Consider the following 13,909-nt stretch of genomic DNA (forward strand, 5'->3'; position numbering starts at 1 on the left):
GAACACGGTTTTTGACGGAACCTTTTATAAACGTCAAATAAATTGGCCTCCCATCGTCTTGGGCTCTGCGGCTCAAGCCCTCGGGCTTTTCGCCGCTCTTAAAAGGCCTCCGGACGGCGTCGATCCAGCACCATTCACTAGCCCCGGGCATTCGATCTCGATTCAGTGCGACGTGCTCGGCGTGACCCGTTAGAGCGCGATGCCTCGACCTCGGCGCACTCAAATCTCGCTTCGTCTTCACTTAAGTCAGAAAAAAGCGCTTGTCATCGTGGGTATGACATCATACCTTATGCCTACGCGCGGGGAGCGTGGCGCGGTTCATGGGAATGCACCTTAGAGGATGCTGCGAAAGCGAGTCGGCTTTCCCGCAGGAATCGGTGCGCCCGCGCGAACGTGGGAGGATACGTGGTGATGAATACGCGACTGCGCTGCACACGCACGAAAACGAGCAGGCTTGGCCGAATGGGGAGGCCACTATGACTGTTCACGGAACCATCGAAGATGTTGTAGCAAGCACGTCGAACCTGGCTGCAATGGCACGCAGGATTGAGCACGGCTTGGTAAAGTGCCTGGAGATACCGGTAGCACTTCTAGTGCTTTGCGAAATTCTTCTGCTATTCTCGGCCGTCGTCGCTCGGTATGTGTTCCACGTGCCACTGGTTTGGTCGGACGAGCTAGCCTCAATCCTGTTCCTTTGGCTTGCCATGTTGGGTTCGGCCGTCGCGTTTCAGCGGCAGGAACACATGCGCATGACGGCCCTGGTTACCGCGTTGAAGGGCGATACGCGCCGCTTCGTTGAACTGGTTTCGGTTGCGGCGGCACTTGCCTTCCTCGTACTGATCCTGCCCGCATCTCTGGAATACGCCATCGAGGAGGCCTACGTCTGGACACCGGCGATGAATATTCAGAACTCTTGGCGCGCTTCGGCGCTACCGACGAGCTTCGCCTTGATGCTTGTTTTCGCGGTGTTGCGGCTTCTGCAGAGTTCGAATCTCCGTCTCGCACTCGGCGCCGTTGCTGCCATAGCAGTGGTCTTCTGCTTGTTTTGGGCGCTGAAGCCGGTGCTCGTTGGTCTTGGGAACCTCAATCTTCTCATTTTCTTCGTCGGCGGCGTTGCTGCCTGTGTCTTCGGCGGCGTGCCAATCGCCTTTTCATTCGCGATCGCCACATTCGGCTACCTCATTCTGACTACCAGAACGCCGCCTCTGATCATTGTCGGCAGGATCGATGAGGGTGTCAGCCATCTGATCCTTCTCGCCATCCCTCTGTTTGTGTTTCTCGGCCAGCTCATCCAGATGACGGGTATGGCGCGGGCGATGGTTGCATTCCTCGCCAGCCTTCTTGGTCATGTCCGTGGCGGGCTTCATTACGTGCTTGTGGCTGCGATGTATCTCGTGTCAGGGATTTCAGGATCGAAGGCTGCCGACATGGCCGCTATCGCGCCCGTCTTGTTCCCGGAGATGAAGGCGCGCGGCGCAGACGAGGGCGATCTTGTCGCGCTTCTCTCGGCGACGGGTGCACAGACAGAAACAATCCCGCCTAGCATCGTCTTGATTACGGTGGGATCGGCCACCGGGGTGTCGATTGCCGCGCTGTTCACCGGTGGCCTTCTCCCGGGGCTCATTTTGGCGATAACCCTTTGCTTCTTGGTCCGCTGGCGCTGCCGTAACGATGACCCGAACCAGGTTAAGAGGGCAAGTCGACGGCAGATCGGCAAGCTGCTTCTCGCTGCACTACCTGCCCTTGCGCTTCCGTTCGTTATTCGCTCAGCCGTCATCGAGGGTGTCGCTACGGCGACAGAAGTTTCGACTATAGGCATTGCTTACTCAATTCTCGCGGGTCTGGTGTTCTACCGTCAGTTCGACTGGCGCCGGCTCAAGCCGATGCTTGTCGAGACGGCGAGCCTATCCGGTTCGATCCTTCTGATTATCGGCGCGGCCACGGCGATGGCTTGGGGCTTGACGCAATCAGGCTTCTCGACAGCGCTGGCTCAAAACCTTTCAACGCTTCCGGGCGGTGCGGTAACATTCATGATCGTCTCGATCGTCATATTCATCATCCTTGGCAGTGTGCTCGAAGGGATACCTGCGATCGTCCTGTTCGCACCCTTGCTCTTTCCAGTTGCTCAACAGTTAGGCATCCATCAGGTGCACTACGCCATGGTCGTCGTGTTGGCGATGGGTATCGGCCTCTTCGCGCCGCCCTTCGGTGTTGGCTACTACGCTGCCTGCGCAATCACCCGGGTCAGCCCCGATGCGGGCATGAAACCGATCGTCGGTTACATCGTCGCCATGGCCATTGGTCTTGCCGTTGTTGCGGCGATTCCGTGGCTCTCGATCGGCTTCCTGTAGTCCGGCATCGACCAGCCAAAATTCACAGAGTTATATGGAGGAGAACGCAATGGTAAATCTGACAAGACGCGCATTTGCGATGACGACGACGCTAGGTCTAAGTGCCACCGCGCTCGGCTTTTCGATGAAGCGAGCTGCCGCAGCCGAATATTCCCTGAAGTTCGCGTTTAACCTGGCCGAAACCCATCCAATCACCACGCGCGCAAGGGAGGCGGCAACGCGCATCCACCAGGAGACGAACGGGCGGGTGGAGCTGCAGGTCTACCCGAACAACCAGCTTGGCAGCGACACGGACATGCTGTCGCAAGTGAGAGCAGGCGGCATCGATCTGTTCCTGAACTCTGGTATCAATGTACTGTCCACGATGGTTCCGGCGGCCTCGATCTATGGTCTCGGTTTCATTTTCCCGGACTATGATACGGTTTGGAAAACGATGGACGGCGAACTCGGTGTCGCCCTGCACAAGCTCATCGAAAAGGTGAACCTCCTTCCGATGGAAAAGATGTGGGACAACGGATTCCGGCATATCACCACCAGCACGCATCCAGTCAACTCGCCTGCGGATCTCGCAGGCATGAAGATCCGCGTACCGGTAGGAGCGCTATGGACCTCCATGTTCCAGACGTTCGGGGCAGCTCCGGCGTCCATTAATTTCAACGAATTGTATTCTGCACTTCAGACGAAGGTCGTCGATGGACAGGAAAATTCGCTGGCCAACATCAAGACCGCAAATATTGTCGAGGTTCAGAAATTCTGCGCATTAACCGGGCACATGTGGGACGCGTTCTTCTGCGTTGCCAACAAGCGCAACTGGGCAAGCCTGCCGGCGGATGTGCAGGAGGTCGTGAGCCGCAACATCAATCAAGCCGCGCTCGATGAGCGCCAAGATATGGCCAAGTTGTCGGAGTCCCTGAAAGACGTCCTAGCCAAACAGGGCCTAGTATTCAATCAGCCCGACACTGAGGCGTTCAGGCAGAAACTTCGCGACGGCGGCTTCTACACCAGCTGGCGCGAAAAATATGGCGAGGAATTGTGGGCGGTTCTCGAAAAGACGGTCGGAAAGCTCACCTAGCCCCTAATACCAGAGCTTGATGAGGACGACTCACGCGATTGAACTAAGCCGCTGATCGCGGCGATTTGCGGCAGGCTTTGACGAGAGCGCCCTGACTGAGAGGATGGTTGTGTTGCAACCCACCCTTCAGACAGGAGGCCCCGATGGCTGAGATGAGCCCTCTTCGCCGCCGGATGATTGAGGACATGACGGTCCGCAATTTGTCCCCGGCGACCCAACGATCCTACATCAGTGCAGTCCGGAAGTTCAGCCGCTATTTCGCCCGATCGCCTGATCGGCTCGATCTTGACGATATTCGTAGCTTCCAGGTTTACCTCGTCTCAACCGGGATATCCTGGGCATCGTTGAACCAGATTGTATGCGCTCTTCGGTTTTTCTATGGGATCACTCTGGGTCAGGACGATGTCCCCGAGCGGATCCCGTACGCGCGCGAGCCACGGAAACTTCCTGTTATTCTGTCGGCGGACGAAGTGGTGCAATTTCTTGAGGCCGTCTCCAGTCTGAAGGCGCGCGTGGCGCTGACTACGGCTTATGCTGCTGGCCTCAGGGTCGGTGAGGTCTGCGGACTGAAGGTCGAGGATGTCGACAGCTCCCGCATGGTGATGCATGTTCGCCATGGTAAAGGCGCCAAAGCCCGATACGTTATGCTGTCGACAGAACTGCTCGGCATCCTGCGCAGCTATTGGCGTCTATCGCGCCCCACGGCATTCCTTTTTCCAGGGCGTGATGCCGACAAACCGATCGAACCGACAGTCTTGAATGCCGCTTGCCGATCGGCGGTTGCCGCAACGGGTCTTTCAAAACGCGTCACCGTTCATACGTTGCGGCATTCCTTTGCCACTCACCTACTGGAGAATGGCACTGACATCCGGATCATCCAGGTCCTGCTCGGCCATGCCCATCTGTCGAGCACGGCACACTATACGCAGGTTTCCACCGACACGATCCGATCAACAGCCAGCCCACTTGATCTGTTGCAGCTGGAGGTGACGCCGCCGGGATCGTAAATCGGTTGCGCCCGACCTTCGAAGTCGCCGACATCTTCCGGCGACATGGGGACTCTTATAGGTGGGAGAACGTCGGTCATCTTGGCCGCGGCGAACGACGCGTCATGGGCGCGATAGAAGCTTGCCGGACACCCAGGCTCGGGGGTCACGTCGATGCCTGCGACGAGTGCGGCAAGACCCGCATCTCTTACAATTCCTGCCGTAACCGCCACTGCCCGAAGTGTCAGGGCGCGGCTCGCAAGGAGTGGGTCGACGCACGCGTCGCCGATCTCTTGCCAGTCCCATACTTCCATGTGGTCTTCACGCTACCGCGTGGCGTCGCCGAGATCGCCTTCCAGAACAAGGCGGTCGTCTATGCATTGCTGATGCGGATCTCAGCCGAGACGCTGCAGACCATCGCGGCCAACCCCAAATGGCTGGGCGCCGAGATCGGCGTCACCGCCGTCCTTCACACTTGGGGCCAGGCGATGACCCACCATCCCCATGCCCATTGTCTCGTGCCGGGCGGCGGTCTTTCACCAGACAGATCAAGGTGGGTCGCGTGCCGACCGGGCTTCTTTCTACCCGTTCGGGTGTTGTCACGCCTGTTTCGGCGACTCTTTCTGACCGCCCTCGCTGAAGCTTTCGCCCAAGGTGAGCTGCACTTCGTCAACGAACTCGCTCATCTCAACGACGACAACACATTCACCTGCCATCTCTCGCGCGCTCGCAGCATCGAATGGGTCGTCTATGCCAAGCCGCCCTTCGGTGGGCCGGACCAGGTGCTTGCCTATCTCGGCCGCTACACCCATCGTGTCGCTATCGCAAACAGCCGTATCGTTCATGCCGATGGCGACCACGTCGCCTTCCGATGGAAGGATTATCGTGGCAATGGTCGCGACCGTGACAAGATCATGCGCCTTCGTCCCTACGAGTTCATTCGGCGCTTTCTCCTTCATGTAATTCCGGATGGTTTCCACCGCATGCGCCACTTCGGCTTTCTCGCCAATTGTCATCGGCGGGATCGTATCAGTCTCTGCAGAAGCCTCCTCGGCCAGCCATCACCAACAGGCGGGCAACCCCATTCAGCCAAATCGCAGCAAACGCACTCCTACGAATGCCCCGACTGCCGGCGCCCCATGCGTAGGACAGGCGTCAACGTTGCACCAGTTGCGCCCCTCCGACCTTCATCCTTCCGGTGCGATACATCATGACGCCCGACAATCCGCGCCACGTTATACGACCACAGACCCAGCGCATCTCCAGCGTGCGATATCGCTTGACCTTAGCCAGGTCAAAAGACCGCCGGTACCGACCCATTTCGCAAATAGATCCCCGAAACGTACGGCAAACCGCTCCTGAAAGCGTACATTCGACCTATCTTCCCGATGGACCGGCCGTGGCTAAATTGTTCCCGGTACCGCTCCGGCGGGCGTGCTCTAAAATTCCCCATAGCAGCGTCAAACTACCCGCGCCTTAGTTCAATCCGGCTTACATGAGGTCGCCCGAATTCGCCGGACCGCCTGATGCGCCCTCAAATAACCCTCCAGATTCCATTTTCCGGCAAATCATGATTCAAGATGGCGAAAGGAGATTTCGCCATGGGAACAGCGCTGACCATTCGTGGAGATTATACGGCTGATGATCTGCGTCGGCTGGCAAGGCAGAGCCGTGACGCGGATTGGTCGCGCCGATTGTTGGCCTTGTCGATCATTTACGAGGGTGGTTCGCGCAGCCAGGCAGCATCGATGGGTGGGGTCGGTTTGCAAATTGTCCGTGACTGGGTCGAGCGTTTCAATCTGCATGGTCCAGATGGCCTGAAAACGGGAAAGGCGAAGGGACGTGAGCCCTTGTTGAACGATCAGCAGCGGAAGGCGCTGGTCGAGGCGGTTGAGAACGGTCCCGTTCCCTATCTCGATGGCGTCGTGCGCTGGCGGCTGGTCGATCTGGCGCAATGGCTTTGGCAGGAGCATCGTATCTCCATCAGCCGCCAGACGCTTGGGCGCGAATTGAATGCCCTGGGCTATCGCAAACTCACTGCCCGACCGAAGCATCATGCGCAGGACCCGCATGCGATTGAGGAATTTAAAAAAACTTTCCCGCCGCAGTGGGAGAAATCGCCGCCGGGGCCGCTAAAGGCAAGCGAATAGAAATCTGGTTCCAGGACGAGGCCCGCATCGGCCAGAAGAATAAGATCGCCAGGCGATGGGCCAAACGAGGGACACGGCCCTCGGCTCCGCATGATCAGCGAACGAGATCCGCTTATATCTTCGGCGCGATCTGCCCGAAATTTGGCAAGGCCGCCGCCCTCGTCATGCCATGGTGCGATACCCATGCCATGAACCAGCATTTGATCGAGATATCCGGCCATGTTGCCAATGACGCCCACGCCATCCTCGTCATGGATCAGGCGGGTTGGCATTTATCGAACAATCTCATGGTGCCCGAAAACATCACCATTCTACCGCTGCCAGCGAAGTCACCCGAACTCAATCCGGTCGAAAATCTCTGGCAGTTCATGCGCGAAAACTGGCTCTCTAACCGTGTGTACACATCCTACGAAGACATCGTCGATCACTGCTGCGATGCCTGGCGCAAGCTTCAACGTCAGCCTTGGCGCATCATGTCGATCGGGCGCAGAAAATGGGCCAATGAGTTCTAGTCATCAAGCCTTGGTATAAGACGGCACATGTTCTCCCAGAGGCCGGCTGTCCGGCCGACTTCCGGGTCTCGTGAGGAACATCACGGGACCCGGCTTTTTTCGTGACTTTGTGGCAATCGCGTGCAGCGGGTCGCGCCGGCGGATCATGCTCGGGCGCCTTGAACAGATACGAACCGACGGTCCAATAATACACAACATACCCGTCGCAAAACGCTTCAGCTGCGAGCGCCACCGGAGCACGATTTTTTCAATAGCCCGTGCCAATGCGAAACCTGAATGCATCGACAAATGTCGAGAACGCCGGGGAATGATTTCGCTTGTTGGGATAGTAGAGATGATAGCCTTGAAAGGTCGGGCACCAGTCCTTGATGACCTCTCGCAGATGGCCGTCATCGACATATCCGCGAATGAGATCGGTTGGGGCGTAGGCAAGACCAACCCCGTCGAGGGCTGTGTCGATCGCCGAACCGATATTGCTGTAGACCAGTTGGCCTTCGACACGGACGCTGAACTCGCGCCCGTCCTCCTGGAACTCCCACGCGTAAAGGCCACCGGATGTGGGAAGCCGCAGGTTGACGCAATTGTGCACCGTGAGATCCTGCGGGCTCTCCGGTTCCGGATGGCGCTTAAAGTATTCAGGCGATCCGACGACGGAATAGCTGATATCAGGACCAATGCGAACAGCTACCATATCTCTGGCAATGGCCTCGCCCAGCCGCACCCCTGCATCGAACTGGCGCTCGACGATATTGGTGAAACCGTTGTCAACGATGAGTTCAACCTGAATGTCCGCGTATTCGCGCAGGAACGTCTTCAGCTTTTTTCGAAACACTAACTCGATGGCATCATCGGGACAGACGATCCGGACATGGCCAGAAGGCTTGTCACTGAGCGCCTTCAGCGCTGCAACCTCGGCACTGATCCCCTCGAAATGATGCTCGATACTCTGCACCAGCCTCTGCCCCATGGCAGTAGGCGCGACATCGCGGGTCGTGCGCGCAAGAAGGCGCACGCCAAGCCTCTCCTCCAGCGCTCGGATGGTGTGACTAAGCGCAGATCGCGTCACCCCAAGCTTGACTGCCGCGCGCGTAAAGCTGCGTTCTCTCGCCACCTCAAGAAAGGCCCGCATCTCGGTAAATTCATCTCGGCGCATTGTTGAATCTCTCTCATCACGACATGCAGTTTATGCCGTCTAGTGGCACGACTTCAACACCGTTATCTAATCTCGCAACGAGAGCGAGTACGATATGACCGAACTGACCGTAGAAGATGGATTTAGCGGCCTGCACCAGGCGACGCCCTGGAGCGCCATTGCCTGTCTGTCGCTCCTGACATTCCTTCTGGTAGGGCTGGAGTTCATGCCCGTCAGCCTTCTGACGCCGATTGCCCAGGACTTGTCGATCACGGAAGGTCAGGCAGGACTGGCAATCGCGGTCTCGGGCTTCTTTGCAGTCGTGACCAGCCTGTTCGGAAACAGGGTTTTGGGCCAACTGGACCGGAAAACGGTCGTCCTTTTCTACACGTCCATCCTGACGCTCTCCAGCCTCACGGTTGCCCTTGCCCCAAGCTACCTCATCTTCCTGGTAGGGAGAGCCATGGTTGGTATGGCTATCGGCGGCTTCTGGTCACTGTCGACCGCCATTCTTGCGCGTCTCGCATCTGGCCGCGATCTTCCCAGGGCAATTGCGCTGCTTCAGGGCGGAACGGCATTGGCAATCGTGGCCGCCGCACCGTTGGGCAGTTTTCTCGGCAGCCTCATTGGTTGGCGCAACACGTTTCTCGTCACTGTCCCTATCGGCCTCGCGGCGCTGGTATGGCAAAAGGCTGTCCTGCCGGACATGCCATCTGCCAAAGCTGCATCCGTTGGGACAATGTTCAGATTGCTCCGCAACCGCACCTTCGCGATCGGCATGGCGGCGACTGCGCTGACGTTTATCGGTATGAATTCGCTCTCGATCTACCTGAGGCCGTTCCTCGAGCATGTGACCCGGCTCGATATCAACACACTATCCATGGTACTGCTCGGCCTGGGTGCGGGCGGACTGGCCGGACTGTTCGCGATCGGGTTTGTGCTCCGTCGGCATCTCGGTGTCGCTCTTGTCGGCATGCCCGTCGTCCTTGCCGTCATCGCCCTCCTCCTGATCGCAGCCGGACCATTCCAGTGGCTGACGGCAGCCCTGCTTGTTCTCTGGGGTATCGTGTCGACACCGGTGCCCGTCGCCTGGAATACCTGGATGGCACGTATCATCCCGGACGATCTCGAAGCCGGCGGCGGCCTGCAGGTCGCCCTGATCCAGCTCGCCATAGCAGGCGGCGCGTCCGTAGGCGGCGTCCTGTTCGATACCGTCGGATGGTGGAGCGCCTTTGTCCTCTCCGCAATCCTGCTCGTCGGGTCGGCGGTTCTGGCCGCCCTCGCCCGGCCTCGCAACTGACTTCTCACACTCAAAGACTGGAGACCGTTATGTCACATGGAATCGAAGACAAGGTCGTCGTTATCACCGGGGCCAGCAGCGGCCTCGGCGAGGCAACCGCACGCCATCTCGCCGAGCGCGGCGCGACCGTGGTCATCGGCGCGCGGCGGGTCGACCGTATCAAGGCTTTGGCTGCAGAACTTATTGCGACGGGCTCCGAGGTCGTCGCGGTGCAGACTGACGTGACCGACCGGGATCAGGTCAAGACACTCGTCGATACCGCTGTCGAACGGTTCGGACGGATTGACGTCCTGCTCAACAACGCCGGCCTCATGCCGCTTGCCCCGCTTGAGCGTTTGAAAATCGACGAATGGGACCGCATGATCGACGTAAACATCAAGGGCGTGCTCTATGGTATTGCTGCGGCCCTCCCTCACATGAAGGTCCGGAAGTCAGGACACATCATCAATGTCTCCTCTATTTACGGCCATGTCGTCGATCCGGGTGCGACTGTCTATTGCGCCACAAAACATGCCGTCCGCGCCTTGTCCGAGGGCCTGCGCAAGGAGGTGAAACCCTACAACATCCGGACAACGATTATCTCCCCCGGCGCGGTCAGTACCGAACTCCTCAATCATATCAGTGAAAAGGATATCCAGACGGGCACCAGAGATTTCGTCAGCAAGATCGCCATCGGACCAGGTACATTCGCCCGGAGCGTCGCATTCGCCATCAGCGAGCCTGATGACGTCGATATCAACGAAATCCTCTTCCGGCCCACAGCGCAGCCGGTCTGACGGAACTGCCATGTCTCGTCCGATCAGCCGACGACAGGTTCTGGGCACGGCGCTGGCTGCTGCGGCAATTCCACGTGTCGCCATTGCACAGCAAGGACGCGACCCAAGCAACCAGGTGACCACCGACGTTCGCATCAGGTTGACCTTCAACGGACTGGTGCTGACAGCGACGCTCTACGACAACCCATCGGCGCGCGACCTTGCGTCCCTGCTTCCGCTTGAGCTCAAGATCGAGGACTTCGGAGGCAACGAGAAGATCGTTCGCCTACCTCGCAAGCTCACCGAGGAAGCGAGCGGCCCCTTCACCAACGAGCAACCCGGCGACCTCTGCTACTTCAAGCCCTGGGGCAACCTCGCTCTCTTCTATGCGGACTATCGCTGGGACGGGCTGATCCGTCTCGGCCGGTTTGACAACAGTTTCGACGCGCTGCTGGTACGCGGCGAATATCCCGTTCGTATCGAACGGATTTGACAGATCCTCTACCTCCGGCCACCCAACAAAGGACATTTCGATGAACAGTTTAAAGATCTTGGCTGCAGGACTGATGCTGGCGTTCACCTCCCCGGCGTTCGCCAGCGATGCAAAGTCTCCGATCATCGGCACCTGGCGCATGACCACACTGGAGGTCGGCGCTGCGGGCAGTCTTCAGGCCATTCCATATTCAGGCGAGCTCGTGTTCACCCAAGCGGGCACCTTGTCGGTGCAGGCGATGAACCCCGATGCGAATGCCGCGGACACGCCCTACACCACGAAAGCATACGAGGCCTATTACGGCCCAGTTGAGATCGACGATGCCAAGAACATATTCGCGATCACCGTGGAGTCCTCTCTGGTCCGCGACCTGATCGGTCAGAGACTTGAGCGCAAGTTCGAGGTCACAGGTGACAAGCTGGTGATTTCCCCGGTCGATGCTGCAGAAGGTTGGCGCGTCAGCTACGACCGCTTCTGAAAGCTCGAGCCCTGCAGACGTTCTTCAGGAACCACCGTGTCTGATCGCATAAATTGCCCGCCCCGGATGAGGCGGGCAATTCATATTGAGGTCCAGTAACCTCGCAGGCCTAGCTGACGCCGTCGATGATGAAGACTGACTCTATGACAGCGTCTTACATTTGGGAAAACGGGGTTGTGTTCGAGTACTCCTAGACGCCTTGAAAGGATGCGAACCAGCGACCACCGAATTTCCTCGCTATTCTCAATCTCGATTGTATAGGGTAGTCAGTGGGTTAGCCATATAGATAGCTCTTTGATGGCTGGGTGGTTCAGTTAACGGTTACCTGCGTGCGAACGCTAAGGTGCGCCTGCAAAAGCCAGTGAGCTCTTGATCGTTGATGACGGCGGTTTGCCAAGCAGGGTTGCTGTCGTGGTGAAACCGGTTGCCATAGTCTTTTAGGGCTTCCAGCTCGGTGATATCAGCCTGCGACAGGATTTCATCCGCAGTTCCCACGCGCTGCCGGCACAGACCCAGGAAGGGACCGAGCAATGTCTCCGGCGGATAGTGGTCCGGAAACGCGACACGCATGAAGGCCTCTAGGATCGGGCGGAGTGCTTGAGCTGCTTCACGTTCAGTCGCAGGTCCACCGTTGGCGATATAGTCGCTGACAAGGGCATGCCGACGATCATGCTCTGTAACCGAGTCCTGGGACACGTCCCAGGCGGACAGAGTCGAGCCGGCGCCCTGCCGGGCGATCCGGATGGCGGTGCGGCTTGCTGCCCGGTCGGCGCCGTTCCAAACACCAAGAAGGAACGGCTTGGAGTGCGAAAGCACAATCATCTGGCTGACGCGGTCGTGGAGCGCCCGCATTTCGTGGACGGTGGTCAAAGAGCGATGCTCATCAAGGCTCGTCATGGGGTCGTCGATCACGACGATCTTGTCGGCGAGCGACGGGTCGCGATCGAGCGAGGCAAAGAAGAACGCGAGCGCCAGCGTGTTGCGATCGCCGGCACTCAGGGTGTTGCGGAAAGACGGACCGTTTCCGGTCAGTGCGACCGAGGCGTTGTTGATCACAACGTTGTAGTTGGCCGACGAACCACTGCGGCTGTTGATAGAAGCAACGGCGCCGATGCGGAACCCCGCATTGAATCTTTGAAGGTAGTCGTTGATGGCCGTCTGGTAGGCCGGAAAGACTCTCTGACGATACTGGTCGAGTGCCTCCCGGGCATTGTCGCGCAGCGTTTCTGTTGCGGCCTTGGCCTGCTTTTCGGCCAGATAGGCCGTGCAGAGATCCGTCGCGGGTTGTGTATGGCGTGTCCGCACCAGAACAAGCCGCTGTAAGTCGGCCATGAGGGCTGCAAGGTTGGCGCCGGCCGCACGCTCCTTAACAATGGCGATATTTGTGTTGGCGGCCTGCAGGCATGCGGAGAGCGCCTCGATATCGCGACGTGCGGCTTCATAGGCATCGATCGCAGCCTGCGCCTCAGCCGAAAGCGCCGACGGCTCAAGCGGGGAAGCCTGCTTGAGACGTAGCACCGCTACAACAGCGGTACGCGCCGCGTTCCAGACGCGGGCAATTGCAGCTGTATCCACCCCGACCGCAGGGACGTCCTGGGCGAAGCGATTCCAGAACTCGCTGGTTTGCGCGGCAGTGCGGATGCCGCGCTCGAAGGCGGCCGGGATGTCGCCGGCATGGGCGGTATTGACGCCCGATATCGCGGTAGCGATGTCCGTTTTCAGTGTCTGATATTCGGCGCTGAAATACGCCTGATAATGTGCAATGAGCGGCGAACCTCTCAGATCCTGCGCACAGAACGGACAGACCTCGTGGTCTTCGCCCGCCGAAGCCGGTCCGATGCGGCCGATGCCTTGGCTCACCCAAGCTTCTCCACCTTGGCCGAGCACGCCGAAATGCGCCTGAAGGCGGGCGGCCGCGGCGGCTTCCAGAGCAGGGAGATCTCGCGCTAGCAGGCTGTTGATAGCTGCCGGGTCGAATGCCGGCAGGCTCACAAGCTGGAATGCGTCCTGGTGCTGGACCGCGTCGGCAGCCCGCGCAGCAGCCAACCGGCGTTCTGCCTCCTCAATCTTGCCGTCCACCTCCGTATCGGCTTGAAGCGCGCAGAACGCATCGACCGTCAGCGCCCCGCGCGTGGCTACGGGAATGGCGTCGGTCCGCTCCTTCAGCGTGCGGTTATGCTGCTCGATCGCAGCGATATGCTGAAGCACCATGGCATTGAGCTGGACCCCCTGCCCGCCGAGGATCAATTCATGCAAGTTCTGGCGATGTGCCGTTTCTATCTCGATGCCAGAACAAACATTCTGCGCCACAAAGGCATCGTCGAAGACTGCAATATGCGGAAGCGGCTGGCTCCAGGCGCCGTTTTGAAACATATGTGGTGCCGTGCCCTGTCGGCCCACGATGATATGCGGCGGGTGTTGGGATCCGAGGCGCTGGCGTTCGTTGACAAGAACCGCATCGCCCGAGCTCAGCGACCGCAGGATGGTCGCCACCGTCGTCTTGCCGCGGCCGTTCTCCGCATAAATTAGTGTAAGCTTGCCGAATGACAGCTGCGCTCCAGTGGCGACATTGTCGAATTGCCCGACATTGCGCAAAAGTTGAATTCGATCGACGAACATGTCGCCCCCCTGAGTTGCATCAAATGTGCACAACTAGGGTTCGGTATTGCAAGCAAAATCG

The 13,909-nt window shown here is 58.7% G+C and carries 11 protein-coding genes; 9 read left to right on the plus strand and 2 right to left on the minus strand.

The window, feature by feature from the left end:
* Positions 1-533 precede the first annotated feature (533 nt).
* The 5 genes from CCGE531_RS33965 (at position 534) to CCGE531_RS33985 (ending at position 7,071) form a co-directional block, all read left to right on the plus strand.
* Positions 534-2,351, plus strand: a complete 1,818-nt coding sequence (locus CCGE531_RS33965; RefSeq protein ID WP_245459638.1) for a TRAP transporter large permease subunit — start codon at positions 534-536, stop codon at positions 2,349-2,351.
* 79 nt (positions 2,352-2,430) lie between these two features.
* On the plus strand, positions 2,431-3,423 hold the full coding sequence (locus CCGE531_RS33970; RefSeq protein ID WP_120671268.1) for a TRAP transporter substrate-binding protein: 993 nt from the start codon (positions 2,431-2,433) through the stop codon (positions 3,421-3,423).
* Between the two features lie 143 nt (positions 3,424-3,566).
* Entirely contained in the window at positions 3,567-4,430 is an 864-nt protein-coding gene (locus tag CCGE531_RS33975) for a tyrosine-type recombinase/integrase (RefSeq protein ID WP_120662595.1), read from the plus strand.
* A 5-nt stretch (positions 4,431-4,435) separates the two neighbouring features.
* Positions 4,436-5,623 (plus strand): IS91 family transposase, encoded by a 1,188-nt coding sequence (locus CCGE531_RS33980; RefSeq protein ID WP_120662594.1) that lies wholly within the window; start codon positions 4,436-4,438, stop codon positions 5,621-5,623.
* A gap of 366 nt (positions 5,624-5,989) precedes the next feature.
* A protein-coding gene (locus tag CCGE531_RS33985) for an IS630 family transposase (protein ID WP_120669925.1) occupies positions 5,990-7,071 on the plus strand; the annotation gives its coding sequence in 2 pieces (ribosomal slippage) (positions 5,990-6,526 and positions 6,529-7,071; 1,080 coding nt in all).
* A gap of 247 nt (positions 7,072-7,318) precedes the next feature.
* Here the strand turns inward: CCGE531_RS33985 and CCGE531_RS33990 are convergent.
* The gene (locus CCGE531_RS33990) at positions 7,319-8,224 is read right to left on the minus strand and encodes a LysR family transcriptional regulator (protein ID WP_120671225.1); all 906 of its coding nucleotides are present in this window, start codon (positions 8,222-8,224) and stop codon (positions 7,319-7,321) included.
* Between the two features lie 94 nt (positions 8,225-8,318).
* Between CCGE531_RS33990 and CCGE531_RS33995 the strand changes: the two genes are divergently transcribed.
* The 4 genes from CCGE531_RS33995 to CCGE531_RS34010 are packed head-to-tail and all read left to right on the plus strand — an operon-like array spanning position 8,319 to position 11,229.
* Positions 8,319-9,503, plus strand: coding sequence for an MFS transporter (locus tag CCGE531_RS33995; protein ID WP_120671226.1), 1,185 nt, complete (start codon positions 8,319-8,321; stop codon positions 9,501-9,503).
* Positions 9,504-9,532: 29 nt separating this feature from the next.
* Positions 9,533-10,279: an SDR family oxidoreductase gene (locus CCGE531_RS34000; protein ID WP_120671227.1), complete on the plus strand. Its 747-nt coding sequence runs from the start codon at positions 9,533-9,535 to the stop codon at positions 10,277-10,279.
* Between the two features lie 10 nt (positions 10,280-10,289).
* Positions 10,290-10,751, plus strand: a complete 462-nt coding sequence (locus CCGE531_RS34005) for a cyclophilin-like fold protein (RefSeq protein ID WP_120671228.1) — start codon at positions 10,290-10,292, stop codon at positions 10,749-10,751.
* Positions 10,752-10,791: 40 nt separating this feature from the next.
* Entirely contained in the window at positions 10,792-11,229 is a 438-nt protein-coding gene (locus tag CCGE531_RS34010; RefSeq protein ID WP_120671229.1) for a lipocalin-like domain-containing protein, read from the plus strand.
* 321 nt (positions 11,230-11,550) lie between these two features.
* Here the strand turns inward: CCGE531_RS34010 and CCGE531_RS34015 are convergent, their stop codons facing one another.
* The gene (locus CCGE531_RS34015) at positions 11,551-13,848 is read right to left on the minus strand and encodes an AAA family ATPase (RefSeq protein ID WP_120671230.1); all 2,298 of its coding nucleotides are present in this window, start codon (positions 13,846-13,848) and stop codon (positions 11,551-11,553) included.
* Positions 13,849-13,909 lie beyond the last annotated feature (61 nt).

It is taken from the genome of Rhizobium sp. CCGE531 (genome assembly GCF_003627795.1).
Taxonomy (GTDB): domain Bacteria; phylum Pseudomonadota; class Alphaproteobacteria; order Rhizobiales; family Rhizobiaceae; genus Rhizobium.

Bases quoted from the DNA above. Each gene is read 5' to 3' on its own strand.
- CCGE531_RS33995 (WP_120671226.1), top strand. From the start codon at position 8,319: ATGACCGAACTGACCGTAGAAGATGGATTTAGCGGCCTGCACCAGGCG.
- CCGE531_RS33975 (WP_120662595.1), top strand. From the start codon at position 3,567: ATGGCTGAGATGAGCCCTCTTCGCCGCCGGATGATTGAGGACATGACG.
- CCGE531_RS33965 (WP_245459638.1), top strand. From the start codon at position 534: ATGGCACGCAGGATTGAGCACGGCTTGGTAAAGTGCCTGGAGATACCG.
- CCGE531_RS34005 (WP_120671228.1), top strand. From the start codon at position 10,290: ATGTCTCGTCCGATCAGCCGACGACAGGTTCTGGGCACGGCGCTGGCT.
- CCGE531_RS33970 (WP_120671268.1), top strand. From the start codon at position 2,431: ATGACGACGACGCTAGGTCTAAGTGCCACCGCGCTCGGCTTTTCGATG.
- CCGE531_RS34000 (WP_120671227.1), top strand. From the start codon at position 9,533: ATGTCACATGGAATCGAAGACAAGGTCGTCGTTATCACCGGGGCCAGC.
- CCGE531_RS34010 (WP_120671229.1), top strand. From the start codon at position 10,792: ATGAACAGTTTAAAGATCTTGGCTGCAGGACTGATGCTGGCGTTCACC.
- CCGE531_RS34015 (WP_120671230.1), bottom strand. From the start codon at position 13,848: ATGTTCGTCGATCGAATTCAACTTTTGCGCAATGTCGGGCAATTCGAC.
- CCGE531_RS33990 (WP_120671225.1), bottom strand. From the start codon at position 8,224: ATGCGCCGAGATGAATTTACCGAGATGCGGGCCTTTCTTGAGGTGGCG.